13 protein-coding genes are annotated in these 22,842 nt (G+C 61.5%); 4 read left to right on the top strand and 9 right to left on the bottom strand.

The features are described from left to right. Positions 1–75 precede the first annotated feature (75 nt). The 3 genes from QA642_RS12495 to QA642_RS12485 are packed head-to-tail and all read left to right on the top strand — an operon-like array spanning position 76 to position 6,272. Positions 76–3,051, top strand: coding sequence for a hypothetical protein (locus tag QA642_RS12495; protein WP_283084939.1), 2,976 nt, complete (start codon positions 76–78; stop codon positions 3,049–3,051). A 12-nt stretch (positions 3,052–3,063) separates the two neighbouring features. Further along, positions 3,064–4,911: a type I secretion system permease/ATPase gene (locus QA642_RS12490; protein WP_283084938.1), complete on the top strand. Its 1,848-nt coding sequence runs from the start codon at positions 3,064–3,066 to the stop codon at positions 4,909–4,911. Beyond that, complete coding sequence (locus QA642_RS12485; RefSeq protein WP_283084937.1) at positions 4,908–6,272, top strand: HlyD family type I secretion periplasmic adaptor subunit; 1,365 nt, start codon at positions 4,908–4,910, stop codon at positions 6,270–6,272. The genes QA642_RS12490 and QA642_RS12485 overlap by 4 nt, the downstream gene beginning before the upstream one ends. Positions 6,273–6,476: 204 nt before the next feature. On the opposite strand, the gene QA642_RS12480 is transcribed toward QA642_RS12485, so the two are convergent. Next, positions 6,477–6,695 carry a hypothetical protein gene (locus QA642_RS12480; RefSeq protein WP_283084936.1) on the bottom strand — a complete coding sequence of 73 codons (219 nt, stop codon included), beginning with the start codon at positions 6,693–6,695 and terminating at the stop codon, positions 6,477–6,479. Between the two features lie 770 nt (positions 6,696–7,465). On the opposite strand from QA642_RS12480, the gene QA642_RS12475 reads away from it, so the two are divergent. Continuing rightward, positions 7,466–7,690: a hypothetical protein gene (locus QA642_RS12475; RefSeq protein WP_283084935.1), complete on the top strand. Its 225-nt coding sequence runs from the start codon at positions 7,466–7,468 to the stop codon at positions 7,688–7,690. A gap of 749 nt (positions 7,691–8,439) precedes the next feature. Here the strand turns inward: QA642_RS12475 and QA642_RS12470 are convergent. From QA642_RS12470 to QA642_RS12435, 8 genes are all read right to left on the bottom strand, one after another. After that, positions 8,440–11,790, bottom strand: a complete 3,351-nt coding sequence (locus QA642_RS12470) for an adenylate/guanylate cyclase domain-containing protein (protein WP_283084934.1) — start codon at positions 11,788–11,790, stop codon at positions 8,440–8,442. A 572-nt stretch (positions 11,791–12,362) separates the two neighbouring features. Then, positions 12,363–14,237, bottom strand: coding sequence for an alpha-amylase family glycosyl hydrolase (locus tag QA642_RS12465; protein WP_283084933.1), 1,875 nt, complete (start codon positions 14,235–14,237; stop codon positions 12,363–12,365). 3 nt (positions 14,238–14,240) lie between these two features. Then, entirely contained in the window at positions 14,241–16,694 is a 2,454-nt protein-coding gene (locus QA642_RS12460; protein WP_283084932.1) for a family 16 glycoside hydrolase, read from the bottom strand. A 247-nt stretch (positions 16,695–16,941) separates the two neighbouring features. Next, positions 16,942–17,661 carry a hypothetical protein gene (locus tag QA642_RS12455; RefSeq protein ID WP_283084931.1) on the bottom strand — a complete coding sequence of 240 codons (720 nt, stop codon included), beginning with the start codon at positions 17,659–17,661 and terminating at the stop codon, positions 16,942–16,944. After that, on the bottom strand, positions 17,648–18,931 hold the full coding sequence (locus QA642_RS12450) for an ABC transporter permease subunit (RefSeq protein WP_283084930.1): 1,284 nt from the start codon (positions 18,929–18,931) through the stop codon (positions 17,648–17,650). The genes QA642_RS12455 and QA642_RS12450 overlap by 14 nt, the downstream gene beginning before the upstream one ends. An 85-nt stretch (positions 18,932–19,016) precedes the next feature. Further along, positions 19,017–19,763, bottom strand: a complete 747-nt coding sequence (locus tag QA642_RS12445) for an ABC transporter ATP-binding protein (protein WP_283084929.1) — start codon at positions 19,761–19,763, stop codon at positions 19,017–19,019. 1,408 nt (positions 19,764–21,171) lie between these two features. Next, positions 21,172–21,591 carry a hypothetical protein gene (locus tag QA642_RS12440; protein ID WP_283084928.1) on the bottom strand — a complete coding sequence of 140 codons (420 nt, stop codon included), beginning with the start codon at positions 21,589–21,591 and terminating at the stop codon, positions 21,172–21,174. Positions 21,592–21,751: 160 nt separating this feature from the next. After that, the gene (locus tag QA642_RS12435; RefSeq protein ID WP_349253873.1) at positions 21,752–22,687 is read right to left on the bottom strand and encodes a transcriptional regulator GcvA; all 936 of its coding nucleotides are present in this window, start codon (positions 22,685–22,687) and stop codon (positions 21,752–21,754) included. Positions 22,688–22,842 lie beyond the last annotated feature (155 nt).

The raw sequence follows: 22,842 nt of genomic DNA, 5'->3' as shown, positions 1-22,842 counted from the left end.
AGCAGTCAACTGCCGGGAGAGTCGGCGCTTGATTCCGTTCAGTCTGGTGTGCTTGGAAGTTCGTTCAGCCCCTCGGTGGCCGGCTCCGCGCCCGTTTTCGGCGATCTGAGCCACGACTTCGCCGCGGCGGTCGCGCCGGTCGAGCCGACGGTGCAGCCGGCCAATCCGACATGGGCCGATACCGAAAGCGGTGTGAACCAGGACATCATCAACACGCTAGCGCCGGTCCAGGCGATAACACAGCCGGTGCTCGCCACAGCGGGCGACACCGTCGATACGCTGACAACGGACGTCACCATCCCGCTCGCCCCGGTCGAGGCGGCCACACAGCCGCTGCTCGCCACCGCAGGCGACACCGTCGATACGCTGACGACGGACGTCACGGGGACGCTGGCGCCGGTCGAGGCGGCCACGCAGCCGCTGCTCGCCGCCGCAGTCGACACCGTCGATACGCTGACGACGGACGTCACGGGGACGCTGGCGCCGGTCGAGGCGGCCACGCAGCCGCTGCTCGCCACCGCAGTCGACACCGTCGACACGCTGACGACGGACGTCACGGGGACGCTGGCGCCGGTCGAGGCGGCCACACAGCCGCTGCTCGCCGCCGCAGTCGACACCGTCGATACGCTGACAACGGACGTCACGGGGACGGTGGCGCCGGTCGAGGCGGCCACGCAGCCGCTGCTCGCCACCGCAGTCGACACCGTCGATACGCTGACGACGGACGTCACGGGGACGCTGGCGCCGGTCGAGGCGGCCACGCAGCCGCTGCTCGCCACCGCAGTCGACACCGTCGACACCCTGACAACGGACGTCACGGGGACGCTGGCGCCGGTCGAGGCGGCCACGCAGCCGCTGCTCGCCGCCGCAGTCGACACCGTCGATACGCTGACGACGGACGTCACGGGGACGCTGGCGCCGGTCGAGGCGGCCACGCAGCCGCTGCTCGCCACCGCAGTCGACACCGTCGACACGCTGACGACGGACGTCACGGGGACGCTGGCGCCGGTCGAGGCGGCCACGCAGCCGCTGCTCGCCACCGCAGTCGACACCGTCGACACCCTGACAACGGACGTCACGGGGACGCTGGCGCCGGTCGAGGCGGCCACGCAGCCGCTGCTCGCCGCCGCAGTCGACACCGTCGATACGCTGACGACGGACGTCACGGGGACGCTGGCGCCGGTCGAGGCGGCCACGCAGCCGCTGCTCGCCACCGCAGTCGACACCGTCGACACCCTGACAACGGACGTCACGGGGACGCTGGCGCCGGTCGAGCCGGCCACGCAGCCGCTGCTCGCCACTGTCGGCGACACCGTCGATACGCTGACAACGGACGTCACCACCCCGCTCGCCCCGGTCGAGGCGGCCACACAGCCGCTGCTCGCCACCGCAGTCGACACCGTCGATACGCTGACAACGGACGTCACGGGGACGCTGGCGCCGGTCGAGCCGGCCACACAGCCGCTGCTCGCCACCGCAGGCGACACCGTCGATACGCTGACGACGGACGTCACGGGGACGCTGGCGCCGGTCGAGCCGGCCACGCAGCCGCTGCTCGCCACCGCAGTCGACACCGTCGATACGCTGACAAAAGAGGTCACCGCGCCGGTCGAGCCGGCAACGCAACCGGTCCTCGCCACCATCGACGACACCCTGGACACACTGACAAAGGAGGCCAACACCGACGGCGTGAGCGCCACACTTGCGCCGGTCGAGGCTGCAACGGAGCCGGTGCTCGCCACTGTCGGCGATACCGTGGACACGTTGACAAAGGACATCGCCAGCCCGACCGACGGCGTGAGCGCCACACTTGCGCCGGTCGAGGCTGCAACGCAGCCGGTGCTTGCGCCCAGCGATGTGGCGCAGCCAGCCGATACGGAGAACACGGCCAGCGACACTCTTGCGAGTGCGGCGCCGGACTACGCCTCCCCCGAGCCGGCGATCACCACAACAGCTGCCGCTGCGGACCATTCGACCACCGACGTGGCGCAGCCGGCCGACACGGAGAACACGGCCAGCGACACTCTTGCGAGTGCGGCGCCGGACTACGTCTCCCCCGAGCCGCCGATCACCACAACAGCTGCCGCTGCGGACCATTCGACCAGCGAGGTCGCGCAGCCGGCCGACATGGAGAACACGGCCAGCGACACTCTTGCGAGTGCGGCGCCGGACTACGCCACCCCCGAGCCGCCGATCACCACAACAGCTGCCGCTGCGGACCATTCGACCAGCGACGTGGCGCAGCCGGCCGACATGGAGAACACGGCCAGCGACACTCTTGCGAGTGCGGTGCCGGACTACGCATCCCCCGAGCCGGCGATCACCACAACAGCTGCCGCTGCGGACCATTCGACCAGCGAGGTCGCGCAGCCGGCCGACATGGAGAACACGGCCAGCGACACTCTTGCGAGTGCGGCGCCGGACTACGCCACCCCCGAGCCGCCGATCACCACAACAGCTGCCGCTGCGGACCATTCGACCAGCGACGTGGCGCAGCCGGCCGACATGGAGAACACGGCCAGCGACACTCTTGCGAGTGCGGTGCCGGACTACGCATCCCCCGAGCCGGCGATCACCACAACAGCTGCCGCTGCGGACCATTCGACCAGCGACGTGGCGCAGCCGGCCGACACGGAGAACACGGCCAGCGACACTCTTGCGAGTGCGGCGCCGGACTACGCCTCCCCCGAGCCGCCGATCACCACAACAGCTGCCGCTGCGGACCATTCGACCAGCGACGTGGCGCAGCCGGCCGACACGGAGAACACGGCCAGCGACACTCTTGCGAGTGCGGCGCCGGGCCATGACTCCGCCGCGTCGGGAGGCGACGTGATCGCCTTGAAAGACGCGCCACCGTCATCTGAAGATGCTCTGTACACCGGAACCGAGTACACCGATTACGGCGTTACGCTGAGCAGCGACATCGCAGTTCCTCCGCAGGAGACCGGAGGTACGGCCGATGCCGCGTCGGCAAGTGACGCTGGGCCGCCGCCTCCCGACATTGTGGATACGACTCATTCGACCGATCACCTTTCACATGCCATCCTTTAGCGAGGCGCGAACATGGCGGAGGTCGAGATACCGATCAATGCCCCGCGCAGGCGTTCGGCGAATCATCCTTCCGTCACACCCGGTGACGAGACCCGCGATCATATTGGACCTTTCAACCCGCTGGATGCCTGGCGTTCGGTGGCGCGCACCAACCTGATCGCAGTCACGGCATTTTCTGTCGTTGTGAATCTGCTGATGCTCACCCTGCCTGTCTACCTGTTCCAGATATCCGACCGCGTGCTGACGAGTCGCAGCCTCGAAACACTCCTGATGCTCTCAGCTCTGGCGCTGGCGTTCATCGGCATCCTCTCGACGGTCGACATTCTGCGACGTCAAGTGCTGGGGCGCCTTGCAACCAAAATGGAGGCCTTGCTTGGTGGCGCAGTGCTGGCGAGCAGCATCAATAACGCTAGGGCCGGCGAGGGCGGGACTATTCACGCGATTCGTAGCCTACACCAAGTGCGCGGATTCATCGCGAGCCCGGTCATGATTCTGCTGATGGACGCGCCACTCTCGCCACTCTACTTCGGAGTCATATTTCTTGTTCATCGAGATCTCGGCTGGATCGCCGTCGTCGCGGGCTTGGCCCTGGCGGTGATCGCGGTGATTAATCAGAAAGCGACTTCGGAGCGTCTGGGCCAGGCAGGCTTGCATGCCGCCGATGCCGATGCCGCGGCCGAGTCGCTGGCGCGAAACTCGCAGGTGATCAACGCGATGGGAATGCTGAGCGAGAGCATTCTCCATTGGGGACGTCGCCAGGCCCCGGCCCTGACGGTGCAGAGCCAGGCGCTCGACCGGAATTTCTGGATAAGCGGTGCTTCAAAATTCGTCCGGCTCGTGGCCCAAATCACGATTCTCGGCACGGGCGCCTACCTGGCGCTTCAGGGCGAGATCACCGGGGGCATGATGATAGCAGCTTCCATCATCGCCGGCCGTGCCCTGCAACCACTCGAGGGGTTGATCGAAGGATGGCGAAGCTGCGTTCAGGCGCGATCGGCCTATGGACGGGTCAAGCAGGCGGTCGAGTCGTTCCAGCGGGAGACGCCGAAGCTGCTCCTGCCCAAACCACAAGGGCGCCTGACCGTGGATCGGGTCCTATACCTGCCACCTGGCTCCAAGGAACCGGTGCTCAATGGTGTTTCGCTCGAACTGGCGCCCGGCGAGTCTCTTGCCATTGTCGGGCCGTCCGGATCCGGCAAGTCGACCCTCGCGCGCATTCTGGTGGGCTGTCTGGTGCCGACCGCCGGCAAGGTAAGGCTGGACGGAACGGAGCTGCGCAACTGGGATCGCCGCCAGTTCGGCGAATATACCGGCTACCTGCCTCAGGAGGTCGAGCTATTTCCCGGGACCATCAAGCAAAACATCTGTCGTATGCGCGACGATTTGCCCGACGCGAGCATCTATGAAGCGGCAATGTTCTCGGGCGTCCACGATATGGTCTGTCAGTTGCCACATGGATACGAGAGTTTGCTCGACCGTAGCGGCGGGCCGATCTCCGGAGGACAGAAACAGCGCATCGCCCTGGCCAGGGCTTTCTTTGGCAATCCATCTCTGGTCGTGCTCGACGAACCCAACTCGAATCTCGACGCGGCGGGCGAGCAAGCTCTGACCGAGACGCTACAGCGGGCCAAGAAGCGTGGCGTTACGGTAGTAGTCGTAACACTGCGTCCGGCGCTGCTGAACAGCGTAGACAAGGTGCTCGTCCTGCGGGCTGGACGGGCGGAGGCATTCGGGTCTCCAAACGACGTGCTGCATCGCCTGGTTCGGTCGCCGGGCGGAGCCGGCCAAAGCAGGCCGGACCAGCCACAACGCATCGAATCTTCGAGCCCAGCCGGTGATCAGCTCGAGAGGACAGCATGACAGCGGAGAAGGACACCATCGGCGCGTGGTATCGCGACGTGCCACTGAGCGCCAAATGGCCCATTTTCACCGGCTTGGCCATCTTAGTTGTATGGCTCGGTTGTTTCGGTGTTTGGGCTGGAGTCGCTCCACTAAACAGTGCGGTCGTGGCGCTGGGCACGTTCATGGCCACAGGACAGAACAAGCTGATCCAACATTTCGAGGGCGGCATCATCCGCGAGATTGCGGTCAAGGAAGGTGATGCCGTCGAGGCAAACCAGGTCCTCGTTCGCATGGACGATACCGCTGCCAACGCCAAGCTGAGGCGGTTGGTTCTAAAGAAGTATCGACTACTCGCCATGAAAGCTCGTCTCGAAGCCGAAATGCACTCCTCACAGGTTCTCGAAACTCCGGACGCATTCAGCAAAAGCGAAGATGATCCGGAAATCAAAGCGATTCTTGAGCGACAACGTGCCGAGCTGCGGGCACGCCAGGTCAGCCTCGCAACGGAGGTAAGCGTGCTGAGGAAGCAAATTGCCGGGCTGGAGGAGAGCATTCGCGGGTACGAGGCCCAAGTGCAATCCACCAAAGATCGTATTGCCCTATTCGTCGAAGAGCTGAAGGACAAGAATTCATTGCTTGGCCAGCAATTGATCCGCAAATCGGATGTGCTGGCGCTGCGACGCTCTGAGGCAAGTCTCGGGGGAGATCTCGGGGAATTTCTCGGCCGGATCGCCGATTCGAGGGAGCGGATCGCTCAAGCGAACGAAAGAATAGCCCAGCTCCATTCAACGGCACTACGCGATGCAATCAAGGAACTGCGCGAGACCGAAACTGATCTGGATGACGTGGAGGAGCAGATCCGCGCCGCCCGGGATGTCGTCGACCGGATGGACGTCCGTTCGCCGGTCCGTGGCGTCGTCGTGAAGAACAACTTCCATACGCCGGGCGGCGTAGTCGGTCCTGGAGCCGTGATCCTGGAGCTCCTTCCGATAGGCGACGAGCGCATCATCGAGGCACATGTGAATCCCAGGGACATTTCGCACGTGAGCGTTGGCCAGGAGGCGCTGGTGCGGCTGTCGGCGCTCAACCAGCGCATCACGCCCATGGTCGGAGCGACAGTCATCTACGTATCAGCGGACGCCTTGGCGGAGCAAGTGCAGGCAAATACCGAAACACGTCCCGCCACTGACACGCGTCGGGAATTTTACGTCGTTCGTGTGCGCCTGGACAAAGATGATATTCTCAAAAACATGCCTGATTTTACCCCGACGCCGGGGATGCCCGCCGACGTTTACATCAGGACTGGAGAGCGTACGTTTTTCGAGTACATCATGAAGCCAGTTCTCGACAGTTTCTCGCGCGGCTTCCGCGAAACTTGAATGAACGACCCAAGTCGTTCCTCAATGCCTAGCACATCGACAGCGTGTCGTGATAGCGAGTCAAATTGCACCAGGGCCCGAACCCGGGACCCGTTGGCCGCTGATTAAGAGTCAGTTGGCCTGATCCAAAGACGCCATCTGTTGATCGGATACATCGCAGTGTAGAACGCTAATGCGTTGCGAAGGCGGTCACGCGCTTCGCGTTTAGGACCATGGCGGCTCTTCGCTCGCTCCGACCGCCTCATGGTGGATCGTGACACCTGCCGAACGCAAGCCGGTCAGCAATACAGTTCTTACAGAGGCAGGATCGAATCCGATATCCTTGGCGTTTGGTGGATGTGCCTCGCTGCCCTTCAATCGGAGCGCCAAGTGCAATTGTTCGCAAAGCTGCTGAACGACGAGATTGACCTGATCGTCAGTCATGATCTGTTGCTCCCGCTTGGGCTGCACCAAGGTTGCGCGGCCCGATCCTGAGTGGCCCTCTCAGAAGTCTCGCCAAAGCCTCATGACACGCTTCCAGAGCGGCAGGGATGCGGCGTCGTCTTGGCGCGCTGAGGCGGTTGGCGACGCTCCGCCGTCCGACTCGGTAAGCCGCTCTACCAAACCCTCCAGTTGTGGTGGTAGCGGCGCCGCATCGTCCGCGAGGGTACCGCGAAGTCGCCCCCCAATCTCTTTGCAGATCGCCCGGCGGTGCTCCGGCTCCAAATCGGAGACGGACCATGGGCGCGGTTCGGAGTGAGGTCCACCATGGCTGCCACCGTTGCTCCATGCGCACAGCTTCCCTCCTCTACAACGCGCGACGCCGCTCGTTGCTCCCGACGTGGCCGTTCTTTGTGACGGGCGTCCGCATCCGTAGCCTTCAAACTTAGAGACGAGTAGAGCACCCGCCGGGGGTCTAAATTCGTCGGTGGATAGACGAATTAAGTGGGACCGGTTCCCGTATCGTGCAAAGATGGAACCATGGATCCTCGCATGCCGCGCCAGCACTAGCTGAAGTCGAGCAGCACATTGCACCCGGTGAGCGCCATGTTGTTCGGCAGACCCGGATCATCGACGAGCTAACCCGCGGAGGTCCACATGGACTTAGCGGTCGATTTGCTAGCTACCTTTGCCAGCTACAAGTCCGCCACCGAGCGCACTGTGACCGTATCCCGAAAGAGTTGGAGGCAGTTGAGCCTGCCTCCGGTTTAGAGATGGGTATTATTCACCAATTGATCCAAGAAGCCGCGATTGAGCCGGAGATGGTCAGCTGCATCACTAAAGCTTACGCGCAAACGCTCCATGCCCTCTGCGTCAAGGATCGCGACGATCCCCTTACGGAAATGGTCGCGAAGAAGATCATCAAGGTCGCGCAAAGCGGTGCGCATGACCCGACGGAGATATCGGCTCTCGCGATCAAAGAACTCGAAATGCGGTAACACGGTGGGGACCACGCGCCCAAGCAGCGGGGCTTTCTGCTTGGCGATCCAGTTTAGCAACCTTCGTCCGTGTGGACAGTTGCCTAGCATCACCGGCCAAAGACTGACCTCTGTTGGTGCCCGGTGGCCGAGAGAGCGATCGCGCTCCCGCCTGCATTCGAGGGAGCAACACAATGCTGAGAAGACTTCGGTTCAAGAATACCACTTTGGAAGAACTGCTCGTGGAGGCGGCACAGGATCTGTGGGAAGAGGCCCAAAGCATTCCGCCCAGCAGAGAGCGAATTGTTCGCCAAGCTCGACGGGCTAAGGCCGCTTCTCACCTGAGAGGGTGGCTGGCTTCGCCGGGCCTGCAATCGCCAAAGTAAGAATGAGAGCGCCCCTTGGGTCTTCTCATTCATTCGGTAGCCAACAGTAAGAGCGACTGGCTCGCGTCCTGCAACTCCACCGTGCCGTCGAGCACATGGAAATGCGGAGAAGCACGGCATCGACTCCGCGAATTGAAGAAAGTGCCGCGAGAAGCACCTGGTGAAATTATCAATTCCTCGTGGGCGGTAGCGCTAAGAACCAAGCATCAACACTGCTGCGCAAAGAGATATCCCGCCCGCAACGGCCACGCCGACAAAAAAGCGCTCTACGCTGTCCATCGCGAGATCACCTCGGATCGTCCGATAGCTGTAACGTTCGAAGCAGCCTAGTGTCCTAATCGGTCAGAATTGGTGTCCTAAGTTGAGAATCAAATTGCCACGCATCTACACGCTTAGTTCTTCCAGCAGCGTCTTGCCTTCCCTCAAGTCGCGCACGTCGAAGCCCTCATTGAACCAGCCGCAGACCGGCGCCAATAGACGGCGTCCTTCATCGCGCCTGTTTTGTTTGCACCAAAGCCGAGCCAAGCTCAGGGCAGAGCTGAGTTCCCAAAGCTTCGCGTTCTGTTGGCGCGCAATTGTGATGGCATGGCGAAAATCGGATTCCACGTCGGCCTCGGCGCCCGGTCGTGCAGTCAGGATCAGCTCACCTCTCCGCCGCAACAGCTCCGCCTCAAACCATCGCACCCCAGATTTTTCGGTTAGTACCAACGCCTCGCTTAACTGGCCGAGCGCATTTTCGAACCGCGCTGCTTTTGCCTCCGCTGTCGCAAGTTGGGCAAGATAGAACGGCAGAATCCATGCTGCGCCGGACGCCTGAAATCCTTCAATACCGCGTCGGAGCAACTCCACTCCAGCCTCGGTGTCGCCAGCCTCGACCAACGTCCAGCCGCGATATGCGGTGCCCATCGCGAGAAAGAAGCCAAAGCGCTGCTCCTTGGTAAGCGCGATTAGCTCCTCTGCCCGGCGGCCCACCATGGCCACATCATCGAGAACGAAATGCAGCCGGCACGCGACGCTAAGTGCAAATGCGAGGCTGATCGGGTGAGACGACTCGCGCGCCTCTGCCAAAGCATCATTGCTCTGATTGCGCGCCTGATCTGCGAAGCCAAGAAGACCACATGTCAGTGACAAGAACGAAAGCATTGCCACGCGGGCATTTTCGGCGAACAGAGCCGTCAGAGAACGCTGCTGCGCCGGTTCGTAAAGAGCGAGCCCCTGCTCAAGATGAGCGCGCGCCAAGGTCAAGTGGCCGCGATGGAGCCAGCTATCACCGACTGCGCGATGACCTGCGACCAGAATGGCCGTATCCTTCTGTCGTTTGGCGAAGTCGAGCAGGGTCTCGGCGATACGATGCGACCTGTCCGTTTCACCCCGTACGTGAAAATGCACGAACTCGCCCCAGAGCGCCTTGAGCAGGGTCGGGCAGTCGTTCAGCAGCTCGCAGAGGTGGCGGGCCCGAGCATAAGCCTTGCCTGTTTCTTCGGCCGCATGGCCCTTCACAGCGATTAGTGCCCCGCCGAGCGCGAGTTGAAGTTCCGTTTCGGCGCGCTGGCGCCCGGGGGTATCCGGCAGATGGAGAAGGAGGTCGAGCGCCCTTCTCATCTGCCCGATCGCTTCTGTCATTGCCGATCGAGCCTTGGAACGCTCACCGGCCTCTTGCCAATAGGAAACCGCCTTCTCAATCAGACCAGCATGTCCGCAGTGGTGAGCAAGGATCTCCGGTTGCTCCTGGATGCCTCTAGCGAGCCTCTCCTCGAGCACGCCCGCGATCCGCGCATGAAGTTTGCGGCGTTGGCTGCGCAACATTGTGCCGTATGCTGCGTCCTGCACGAGTGCGTGCTTGAACAAGAAGTTCGCGTCGGGCGGTTCGCCATGCCCAAATACGAGCCCGGCGCTGATCAGCCGGTCGAGCGCCGCCTGCAACTCGCTGTCACGCCGCTGCGCGATCGCGGCAAGCAAATCGTAGGAGAACTCGCGGCCAATGGCTGCGCCGACTTGCGCCACCTCCTTTGCTATCAGACCGATTCGGTCAAGGCGCGCCATCAATGAAGCATGCAGCGTGGCTGGCACAGCAACTCCGGGCAGCGGCGCGAAGGAAATGGCTCGCGGGATCTCCTCGGGGCTCGCTTCAAGCACCGCTTTGGTCAACTCCTCAACGAACAGCGGAATGCCATCTGTTCGTTCAGAAATTTCATTGACGATTTCGGTCGGCAGCGTGCGGACGCCGGCCACGCTCCGGATCAAGGCGGCGCCCGCATTCTGGTCAAGCCGGTTCAGCACCAACAAGGCGACATGCGGCTTCCCGGTCCATACCATCTGAAAGTCGGGACGGTGGGTGACAAGCACCAAGACCGGCAGGGCCGAGATACAATCGACCGTCCTGTCTAGCAACTCGCGCGAGCTCGGATCAATCCATTGCACGTCCTCGAACACGATCATGGTTGGATGTCGTCGCGCCAGAGCTTCGAGCTGTCTAATCAGAGCGGCGAAGCTTCTCTCCTTCCTTTGTTGCGGCGTTAAGGGAGACGGCAGGTACAGATCGCCGTTCGGGATCGACAGCAGCTCGGCCAGGATCGCCGCGTCCTCGTCAGGCGGCAATGCCGGGGATAGCAGCACTCGGAGCTTGTCAAGCTTGGCCCTCGGTGTGTCCTCACGATCGAAACAAGCCGCTCGCTGGAGTTGTGCAATGAAGGGATAGAGCGCACTCTCCTGATGATGCGGCGAGCAGAAGTAGCGCAAGCAGGTGTGCGGTTCGCGTTCGATACGCTCCTGAATAGCCGCGACGAGGCGCGACTTGCCGATCCCCGCCTCACCGGCGAGCACCACCACTTGACCGGAACCCGTGCTCGCACGCCGCCAGCTCCGCTCAAGCCAGGCTAGTTCATCGTCACGCCCAACCAGTGGGGTGAGCACTGAGGGGTGCAGCGCCTCAAAGCGACTTTCAGCCGTTCCCTCATGCAGCACCCGCCAGGCCTGCACTGGCGCGACGAAGCCCTTTAGCGTGACCAAGCCAAGATCCTCGTAGTCAAAGAGCCCGCCGATTAGCCGCCGCGTGTCCTCGGCAATGACCACCCCATCTGGCTCGGCGAGCGCTTGCAGCCGAGCGGCCAGGTTCGGCGTCTCGCCAAGGACCGCCTGTGCCTCCGCAGCTTCGCTGCCGATAAGGTCGCCGACCATCACGAGACCAGTTGCGAGTCCCAGACGAACCCGCAGCTCGAAAGCCGGTGGGCCTCGCGGCGCGCGCATGGAGGCGGCGATCTCAAGCGCGGCGCGCACCGCGCGTTCGGCATCATCCTCATGCGCTAAAGGATGACCGAACAGGATGAGCATGCCATCGCCGATGTAGCGGCTAATGGTACCACCGTACTTGCGGACGGCCGCTGCGACGCTGTCGCGATACTCGGCGATTATCTTCCCTAGGTCTTCCGGATCGAGCTTTGTCGCAAGCGCCGTCGAGCCGACGAGATCACAGAACATTACTGTCAGCTGGCGACGCTCGGCGGAAGAAGATGGCCCGGGTGACAGGCTTGAGCGCTCCGTGAGCGGTGGCACGGTGGATGTCGATGCGCGGGCCACTACCGTCGGCACGAGCTGGGCACCGCAGTCGCCGCAGAATTTCTTGCCCGACGGGTTGTCCGCCCCACAAGCAGGGCAGCGGAAGAATAGCGGCGCGCCGCAATCGCCGCAGAACTTTCTTCCCTCTGGGTTGACTCTGCCGCAACTCGGGCAATCCATGCCGCACCCGATCGAACTGCTGACCTATACGAGTCCACGTCAGTATAAGGCAAATATTCAGAGGTCTTCGAAGATACCTCTTTCGGCTGCCTACCAAGCGCCAAGGACCATCAAACTCACAATGATCAGGATGCAGACACAGGCGATAGTCGCAGGGAAAATAAGCCAATCGGGTGTCATCGTTGCCTCCCGAGCGGTTGTCTCAGAAAGCTTAAGGCGGCAGGCTCGACATGAATTATGAACTGGCTAACACTCTGCGACTCAAGCCCATTTTCAATCTTAAAAGGCTGACAACAGTCTCACACGACCCAAACGCGAAGTGACGATTCGCATCGTGCCCAGAAGCGGACATCAGCTAACGTTGTGACCTTGTTCGCGAGGAAGCGGCCAGCGTGTGACACCCTCTACGTAAACTTAATCCGGAGCCGACAACGTGCTGGAGACAGCGGCAATCTCAGAGGACGTCCGGGCCTCGTCCGTCGGGCGAGCCTCTCTCCACCGCGCCCTCACCAAGCTTTCGTCCGGAGCGTTGGGCAGTCTTTCCCGACGACCAAACACTTGCGCTTTTGCTCCTACGTCAGCGTCCAAACTCGGCCGTAGTGCGAGGGAATGCTTAACCAGACTTGGCGCAGCGCAAGAACATTCTTCAGATCCAGAGCGCCCCCATGTAGCTCTTCGGCGTAGTCGCCTGCGATAGGAAACCAGAACGGGACGGTTCGGTCGGTGTCGCCAAAATTGACGGCGACCAAGGTGTACCTGGCGCCGTCGTAACGCGCGAACAGCAGGATGCCGAACTGCTGATACCGGTCCCAATCATTGAAGAAGAAGTACGTGCCTTGGCGAATGTGGTCTCTCTGCCGCCGAATGCGCAGCAGCCTGCGCAACAGGCTCACGATCGGACGGCCTGACTCATCGTAGAAAAAATCCCAACGCATGGGTCGCAGCAGCGATACCCGGCCCATTCCGAAATCGGGCAGAAAATAGTTCTCCGCAAACTCCTCGCCTTGCCAGAGCATCGGAATGCCTTTGCTCATCAGCAAACAGATCAAATAGGGCTGCAGCAGGTACCAGCGCCTGCGGTCGCCTTCCGCAAACAGCGGATTGCCTGCTTCATCCGGATTGGAGGTGCCGAAGTTGCACAGGAATCGTTCGTGGTCGTGGTTCTCGATGTACTGGAGCGCGGTCTTGGGGATGTCGTCGCCATTGACAGTTTCCCGGTCCGGATAGCCGAACAGCCCGAGCTTCAAGCCGAGGTCGGAAAGCTGGCCGCGGTCGCCTTGGGCCACCGCACGCGCCGCGCCGAAGGTGCCATTCTGCCACGTGCTGTTGGAATAGGTAGATCGCAACACTTCCTCAGGGGCTTCGAGCTGCTCGGCCATCTGCACTAGCGCCAGCGGCTTACCGGCTCCCGCGTCGAAGCGACTCCAATACGGACGACCTGCGGCGATGTTCGCCTTGGTCAGTTGGTGGGTTTCATAGACGAGGCTCGCGTAGCCCACGCCCATCGGCCCGTCCCAGTAGTTCGGGACGCAGTCGTAGCGAAAGCCGTCGACGTGATACACGTCGAGCCAATGGTGATTGGCCGTAAAGAAGTAGTCTCGCGTGATTGCCCGATTGAAATCCGTGCTCTTTCCGAAATTGCTGAAGTAGTCCTTTGCAAACGGCCCCATGAACGGATTCTCGCGGTACTGCAGCCGCGTATAGGCATCGTAGTACGGGAAATCCACGCCAGCATGGCCGTAGACGACGTCCACGATCACGGCGATTCCATGCTGGTGGCAGATGTCGACCAGCTGCTGGAAATCCGACCGCTTGCCGAAGCGCTCGTCGACCCCGAAGTAGCCGATCGGCAGATAGCCCCAGTCGACCGAGTTGCCGACGTTGGATAGCGGCATGATCTCGATGGCATTGATCCCGAGGTCAGCGAGATAGGCGACGAGGCCGCGGGCGCGGTCGAGATCGTTGCCGAACTCCGCGATGTTCACTTCATACAGGATCAGATCCGCCAGCGCCGGCGTTCGCCATTGGGCTTCACCGGCACTCCAGACGTAGGGCTGGTAGCCCAAGGTGAAGGCGGACTGCTTGCCGACACCGAACTCGCGCGCAAAGGGGTCGATGATCCAGTCGACCGTGCCGACGTTCGGGTTCGTGATCGTGTATCGGTAGACGTAACGACCCGGATTGCCCCAGGCGGAGCCCTGGACCGCGGGCGGAGTCCCAGCGATGGGGACCGTGACCGACCAGAAATCCCCGTAAGGAGGACGTACACTGTGCGCGAGCTGAAACTCCCTAGCCGATATCGCCTGCAGAAACTGGTCTGCTTCATGGATGATCTTCACCGTGACGACATTGCCGTCGGCCGCCGAGACCCAAGGGAGCCAGAGTCCGAACGTTACGGTGCCGTTCGTCTCCACGGCACCCAATGATCCCAGCGCCATCAGGTTCATCGGTCACAGCGCCTTCCACTGAATGTTGCGAAAGAGCACGCGCCCCGTATGCGTCTGCAGGCCGATGAAGCGCGGGTCCTGTGCGGTCGATGGAAGCCCGCGGCGCGGAGACTGAGGATCGCCCGCGAAATGGAAGAGGTTGACCGTCTGTCCATTCAGGGCGACGGTGATGTCGGCGCCATCGACGGTGATCTCATAGTCGTTCCATTCTCCAACCGGATGGACGGTCAATGGACCATCAGTCGGGCCCTTGAAGGAGTAGACCGCTCCGGTCCTGTGGATCGGTGCGTTGTCGGGACGCGCCAACTGGTCGATCTGGATCTCGAATCCGAAGTTGACGCCGACATAGGCGGTGTTGTCGTAGCCCTCGTTGCGCGGGTCCGGAAAGCCGATGAAGACGCCTGAATTGTCGTCCGCCGCGGTCATCATCCATTGCAGCCGCAAGACGTAGCGGGCCGGTGTCGGTCTCTTGAGCCAGAGCAGGCCCAGATCCGTTCCGGTTCGTCCCTCGAGCACGCCACGTCGGACCCGAAACGCGCCGGGATCGTCGCGCCCCGGCTGGTTGCTGATCGTCGACATCGTCCAGTCACCGAGCGAGGTGCCATCGAACAGCGTCTCGAAGCCCGCATCGGCCGCGAACGGCGGCGGCGTCATGATGAGGTCGCCGGTGCGGCGCGACAACGCGATGCCGGTCAGCATCGGGTTGGGTGAGCCGATGCTCGGGAACAACGCCGGGCCCGCCGCATAGAGGTTTTCGGTGTGATGGAAACGTCCGTTGCCATCCGTGACGCTCGCGGTCGGGTCGGTCCCCATCCAAAGCGTCCCGGCTTCATGATGGGTCGTCCCGAGACCGTCTTGATTGTTCTGGAGTACCTGCATCGGCTGCCCGTTGGCAAAAATGGCGGCTACCTGCTGCATGGCCGCATCCATTGCGCCCCAGAGGTCCTGATCCCGAGGGGTCGTCGTGAGCGTTACCGACGCGCGACGAATTCCATACTCGTCAGGGCGCGAACTCAAGTCGACACGGCTTGGGTGGGCAGCAAGGTTAGCCGGATCGATGGGCTCCATCTCTCCGAGCCCTCTTATTGCGATAGCCACGTGCGTATCGTTGGAGGTACGAAGCTGGTCGTAAAAGTCGACATCGGGAACCTTGCGGTAGAGCTCATCCTCCCCGCCGACGGCATTGCCGCCACCGCTCGCTGAAATCTGAAGATGGAAACGGCCGATCAGATCGCCGTTAGGCCGCGTCGCTCGCCCCTTCACGAACAATGCCGCGGTTTGCAGTTCGTTGACGGTCGGCGAAAGGCCGGAGATCGCCGCGCGAGGCACGCGGATGACGAGGTTCGAACGCAGATGCGCGATCAGATTCTTGCCAATGAGCGGCAAGGTCGGAAGTCCTGTTGCGTCAAACGAAGCCAGCGCAAGCCTAGCGTTCTCGATCGTACCAAGCGCCATGATGACGGTACCACCCGGTGCCAGATCGATCGGGCCGCGGCTTGTATCGATGCCGGCAACGCGCCAGGTACCCCCTGCAGTCGGAACCGTACGCAGCGTCAGGACGTGCGTGTCCGGCAGCACCATGAACTCCTTGACTGAGTCATTGCCGTTGGAGTCACTTGCCGCCGTCCGGGCCGCCTTCATGAGGAGCGGAACGACGCTGAATTTGTTCAGCGGAAAGAATCCCGCATGGGGCGGCCGCGCCTGTACAGCGAGGGGCGCCTCCAGCTTCAACAAATTCAACAGGTCGTTTTGAGAAAGTCCGCCGGTAGACGTCAGACCGAGTAGCTGTGCAGGGTCAGCGCCCGGCTTCAAGAGCGGCGAAGGCGGCAGCGCGTCGAGGGAAAACACCCCGGGGACGCTGGCGAGATTGTCGAAAAGCCGACGTCGCAGGGCGTTCTGTAGTTCGCCGGCGATGAAATCGTTCGCCTCGTCGACACCGATCTGCCGGGAACTCTCGTCGAAATATCGGGTGTTCAGATCGGTCACGGCGGTCGGCGGCCACGTCGCCATTTCTTCATCGAGGAGACGCGGCGACCAGCCGCCCCAATAAAGCGATCTGCCACCCAGCGTATATGCCAGCCCCTTGAAGGGGATGGTCGATTTCCAGGGGATGCCCCAGACCTCGTTGCGTGGCTGCTCCGGCTGCGGCAGGTTCTCGTTCAGGAAGAATGGATTAGCCGGGTCGGCGAACCCCTGGATCCCGGTGTTCTGGACGTGCTCGGGAACGGTGAACCTCCCGGCGTCGACGATCAGCGTCCGCAATCCGCCGCTGGTTTGTTTTTGTCGGAACCACAAATGCTCGGCGATTGCCGAGCCGAATGTGCCGCCTCCCACGATGATGAAATCGAACGGACGCCCGCCTGCGGATTTCCACGCATCAACCTCCGCGAGGTTGTTGCAGAGGTAACGGCCCTGAACGTCTTTGGTGAACGAGGTCGTCTCCGTAGTGATCGGCATTGCCCGCCTCCTGGTGCAATCCTCGAACCCGCCTTTCTTCAGTGAGGCACGACCTCCTTCAACCTAAAATGATCTAGTTCACAGATCGCTCCAGCAAAGTTGAGCCTGCTGCCGCGAGAAAGCTTTGTGCAAACGGCACTCACCCCGCGTCCTCTCTGTCGGTCTCTCCCCAAGCTGGAAGGATTGTCCAGTCACCCCTCACCTGTTCGGACAAGGCCGAACATCCATCTGTGCAGTGCCTCTAGGTTCAATTGCCGACAGCTACGGTGTAGTCCGCGAAATACATGTGGCTGTCGGCCTTCGACCAGAGCCCGATCCGCCCAGAGACCGGTTGGCCCAGCGTATGCTCCAGATAGAGCTTGCCATCGAGATAGCCTTCTACCTTCGTGCCGTTCACGCGAACCTTGAGGTCGTGCCACTGCCGCGTCGCCGTCGGTGTATTGCGCACCCATTTGACAGAAGAGCGCTTGCCGTTCTCGAACTTCCACAGCACGATATTGTTCTCCAGGCAGTTCGCGCGGACTGTCAGGTAGTCTCCATTTGGCTTGAGATTGAAGAGGATGCCGGCGCCCTGGTCGATGCGTCCGGACAAGCCTTCAAAGCGCACCGAAATTTCGCCATCGCTGAAGTTGTCGATCTTTGGCGCGACGGCGTAGGGATAGTAGGCGTACGCCTGCACGCGATCGAGAAACTCAGCGTAGCGTTCCCCGTAGAGAGCCCGTGCCTTGTCGGCGATACCTGCCGACGATTGTCCCTCCTTCCACTGGCGACCATCGACCGTGATCACCTTCTTGCCCCCCTCCTCCTCGATCCTCCAGAAGCCAACCACTGGCACCAGTGATTTTGGCTCCCCGCCGACGGTTTCATTCGAGAGGTCAATTTTGATTGGCTCTGCGGCCAAGCTGGACAGCACCGCACAACCGATTGCCAAGAGGATGGCTGTTCCGACTTTGTTACTGACACTCATGGCTTGACTCCTTGATGAACGGCTGAGCCCTCGTTTTGGGGAGCCGGCGAATGTGTCGCCAGGCGAGAACGATCAGGAGCGGCAATCCGCCGACGAACCACAGGAGCGCCGCGTCCGCGCTGACGACCAAGGGATAACCAGGGTATTCTTCGCCAAGACTAGGCGCAGGTGGCTTCGCGCCCGCGAGCGCGTATAACAGCGGCAGAATTTCACGCGGGCTGGTGGAGCGGCTTACGTCAGTTCGATCACCGTACGCAAAATCAATCTGACCATAGGCGTCCGAATTGGCAATGTTTGACCGCCCGCTCGCGAGAATGACGGTGACGTCGGGCATGACGCGCTCGAGCTTCGCGAGAACGTTCCGGCGGAGATCGATATAGCGGGGGTCCTCGGCAGCGAGATCGACCCTTATGACCAACGGACGCCGAAGCGTCGCGAGCAAGCGCTCATCTGCGGACGAAAAGGAGTTGCGGCGATCCTGGCTGACGTCCACGGACTCCCTGATTTGGGCCGCGGCGGCGAGTCCAGCTACGATCGCCAGCACGCACAAGCCAGAACGGATTACTTTTGTTCGCACCGGCGTGCCGGGCGGAAGCCAGACGATCGTGAGCGCGGCGAGCCCACCAATTGCGGTAGTTATGCCGAGCACCAGGCCAGCCGACAGAAGCCCCTGCTCGAACGGACGTAGCGCCTGGGTTAGCGACAATTGCGCAAGCCAGGCCGACAGACCAGAGCCGCCAGCGAGCGCGAAGTCCAGCACCCATGATCCGATGGTGACGGCGAGCGCGATGATGGCGGCGGTTGCCGAACTGTCGGAGACGACCGCGGCAAACAAGCCAATGGCGCCGGCGAGCACACCGTACAGTAGATGGCCGAACAGAAGGTTCAGCGTCTCTGGTGCAGCCAGATGGCCGCCCAACATGGCCCAGGCAGCCAGCGCGGAAAGCGCAGGAATGCTCACGATGAGCCAGGCTGCCAGTGCGGCGCAGAATTTTGCGGCGACGAGCGTCGAGGTCCGGTAAGGCAACTGGACCAGCAGGCGCAATGCGCCACTTTCCTTCTCCTGTCCCAGCACCCGGATCGCTACGAAAGGAAACAACAACGTCACCGCGACATAAAACGAGCCGAATGTCGGGACCAGGATTCCGTCGAGCGGTGACAGGCTCCTCGCCAGAACTGGCGACTGCAGGGCCGCTGCACTTGACTCGCTGTACAGCGACACCGCCTGGACGAAGCTGTACCCGACGAGCGGACAAACCAGCAGTAACATGGTCCAAAGCGCTCGACCGGCCGTGACCTCGCGGAGCTCTTTTGCGAGCAGCGGAGCGATCGGTGCGGTGGGCCGCACGTATGCCTCACGTGAGTGCAAGGAAGATATCCTCCAGTGAGCCGTTCGGCAGTCCCGTCTGCCCACGCAATTCCGCAAGTCCTCCGGACCCGCGCACCTGCCCTGCCGAGAGCAGGATGAAGCGGTCGCAGACCCTTTCGGCGTCCGCCAACTGATGGATGGAGAGTATCAGCGTGCGTCCGCGTGCCGTGTGGCGGCGCAATACGCCCATGACATCGCGCGTCTGCCGCAAGTCAAATCCGTCAAATGGTTCGTCCATCAGCAGCAGGTCATGCGGCGCGAGCAGCCCGATGATCAGCATCAGGCGTCGGGCATAGCCCTTTGACAGAGCGTGCACGCGCTTTCGAAGCACTGGCTGCAACCCAAGCGCTTCGATGATCGAGCCGATGTCTGCGTCTGACCGTCGAAACACGTTGCCGACGAATGACACGACCTGCAGGACCGATTGGTCTTGGTATGGGCGGACGCCATCGGGCAGGTAGAACAGGACGTCGCGCCGACGGCCTGCATGCAACGGCTCTCCGCACCAAAAGACGTCGCCTGAATTCACCGGTAGAAGTCCGGCAACGGCTTCCAGGAGCGTCGTCTTGCCGGCGCCATTTGGGCCGATGATGCCGAGGATTTCGCCGGCGACAGCAGAGAACGTCACGCCGTCGATGGCGGCGCGGTCTCTTCCATAGCGCTTGGTCAGGTCTCTTACGCTCAGCAAGGACGCTGAACGATCTGGCGAAAACCCGCACTTGACGGATGACATGCTGCGTCCTTCTCGGAAATCCGGACGCGATGCTTGGGCATGTCGCCTCATGGGGAGATCGCCGTCCCCAAGCCCGGGACTTTGCCAAGGCGAGATTGCTTGTCAATTAGGAACCGGCAAGAAGACAGGCTTGCGAGCTTGGCGGCTTATTCACTTCAGCTTGATCGAGACCCTGATCACCGCTCTCTGCACCGGATCAGCGGGCCGCCTCGGCAGATGCAGGGACCAAGGCAAAGGACAACGATATTGCCGTTGCTGCTACTGCAAGAACACTATGACTCCTTCTCCGTTCGATGGAGGCTAACGGCCGGGCCAATTTCCGTTCGGAGAAGTCCGAACTGGGCCAACTGCGACATAGGAGGCTGACGGGCACGAGAGAGGCCGCCAATCGAGGGCGGTCCTACTCACTCTTAAATTCCGCTACTTTTCGATCTTGAATCCACAACTCTACGTCGTACCCGTCAGCCAGGCGTCTGGCGCGCTTTTTAGCTTCGGTTTCGTCCTGGCACATTAGAACGACGCTAAGCTCGATATGCCCGTCGAGGCCCATGATATACGCGCGGTATTCATGCATCTGCTGACCCCTTGCACAGAGGCGGCCTATTCTTCAGGAGGTTGCAGGCCCGGCGACGTCAGCCACCCGTCTACATGAGAAGCGGTTTCGAGTTGGCGCAGTTTGCTTTCCAAAAGATCGCGCTGGGGTCCTGGCTGTGTGTTTTCCAGTTCCGCTATGATGCGGGCTCTCTCCGCGTTCAGATTGTCGTCAAATGTGTGGGATGATCTTCGTCTCATAGCACTCTCCTTCCCCTGTGTTTGGGCGGGAGCGCAACCGGCGTTCTCATCACCGATCGAAGCAACGGTGCCGTGCGGTGATGTGACAAGTATGCATCCGGGACGAAAGCGATGCCAGAAAAAACCTAAACTCGAGGCTCTCGAGCGGTCTTCTGGCGGCCTTACTGCGCGGGCTAGATGGTGGTCATCGCCACTGCAATGAAGAGGAGGGCGCCGAAGATCGCGACGCCAAGGCAGATGCGTGCTTGGATTGAATATGAATGGAAATCAGGGTGGTCGATCATGGCGCTCTCCCTGTCGTCTCTGGCGGGAGCGCGATTGGTCTCTCAGTCACCGACGCCTCTCTTGTCGAGCGGTGATACAGGTTAACTGACGGGCTACCGTTCGGTTCAATGAATTAAGGTCAGACAGCCTTACTGTACGATCACGAGAACGCGTTTGCTGACGTCTTATAGATGGAAGTGACCAGCATCGGGCCCGGACTATTAATACAGGCGACCTTTTTGTCTCAAGTACATGAAATTTGTTGAGTTATTTATGCGTGATCTGCGGCGGGACTGATCGAGGGCCAAGGTGCTCGGCCAGCCCTCGATACTCTCCGATTCTCCCCGCACTTCTAGCAGTCCGTCGCCTTTTTCTCGGAAGGTGCGGGCTCCGCCGCGCCCGCCGTCGCCTTCTTTGACTGTTCAGTAGGCGCGGGACGGGTCTGCTCGACGGTGCCTGCTGTCCTATCCGGTTGCTGTGCGGAAGGTGCAGGCTTGGTCGCCGTTGACTGCTCTGCGGCGGTAGGCTGGTTCTGCATCTGGCGCTGCGCGTCTTGCGATGACGTCGCGGTATGCTCCGAGGCCTTGCTCATGGAAGATGTCGGCGGATGCTCCTTGGAATCCGTTGCTGTGGAACCCGTGGTTTGCCCGGTGTAGCCCGGGACGTTTCCTGATCCTGCATCGCGGCTCGCAGTATCGCAGGGACCCGCATAGACTGAGGTGGTGCTGAAGGCCAGCACCGCTCCCAAGATGGTAATTTTGCTCGTGATCATGGTCCTTCTCCTTTGCTGGACCCTCGATGTCTAAACAAAGGATTGGAGGCTTCTGTTCCTGTCCTGTGAGAGCGGCCGCAACCGCTCGCCAAAGGATCTGAGTTCGCCGACCTTTAAGATCGCAACGAGCGTCAACACACAGGGTACGACAGTTTGGTAATCACCGCGGCTTCGTCTTCGATGTCCCGACGAGTGATTTGAGTTGACGAAGGTCGTTTGAGGCCTCGGCGAGCAGCCAGTCGCGAAAGGTCGCGATCTTTGGCTGCGCCGCAGAGGCCTTCGGGCATACGATCCAATAGGTCTTGGAGAGCGGCGTTGACTCCGGAAATGCGAGTGCCAGCCGACCGTTGATCAAATCCCACGCAGCCAGCGTCGTTCGAGCGAGCGCGATGCCCTGTCCATTAATCGCGGCATCGATAACCATGCTCGCACGATTGAGCACAGGCCCGTGTGTGACACCGGCGTCCTCGATACCGACACCACGCAACCAGTTCCCCCAGTCGGATCGGCTGTCGAGATGGATCAAGGGAAATTTGAGGATATCAGCGACGCCCCCGATGCGACGGCGATTCGACAAGAGCTTTGGACTGCATACGGCAAAGAGCCGCTCCGTCGACAGCCTAATTGCATCTAGGCCTGGCCAATTGCCATCGCCGTGGCGGACCGCGAGGTCCACCTCCTCACGCGCAAAGTCTACATGGTGAAGGGTGGCAGAAACGCGCAGGTCGATGCCGGTATGCGCCTCGGCAAAATGGCCGAGCCGGTGCACCAGCCATTTGGCGGCAAAATCCGGAGACGTCGAGACCGTGAGCACGCCTGCATTCTGTCGCTGCAACAACCGCTCGGTGCCGATGGCGATTCGGTCGAGCGCATCGCGCACGACCGAAAGATAATCGCGCCCCGCTTCGGTGATGATCAGGCGCTGACGTTCACGATTGAACAGCTTGACCGCGAGCTCAGTTTCCAGCGCCTTCACCTGATGGCTCACCGCGCCCTGGGTGACGCAAAGCTCTTCAGCCGCGCGCGTAAAACTCTCGTGGCGCGCGGCGGCTTCGAAGGCCTTCAGGGCATTGAGCGGCGGCAGGCGTGGGCGCATCGCACCGACTTCATGAGAAAAACTAGGGCAAGCACGAGAAACGATGCTTTGCGGGGAAGCATCCCGCAATACTATTGAACAGCTCCAGAGAAGCATTTCAAGCGATTTGGAGCCCGTCGATGTCAATCCTGTCAACCGACATTTCGTCGATCCAG

It is taken from the genome of Bradyrhizobium sp. CB2312 (assembly GCF_029714425.1).
Lineage (GTDB): Bacteria > Pseudomonadota > Alphaproteobacteria > Rhizobiales > Xanthobacteraceae > Bradyrhizobium.
The sequence above is the reverse complement of the archived record's forward strand: the minus strand, read 5'-3'. Positions and strand labels throughout refer to the sequence as shown.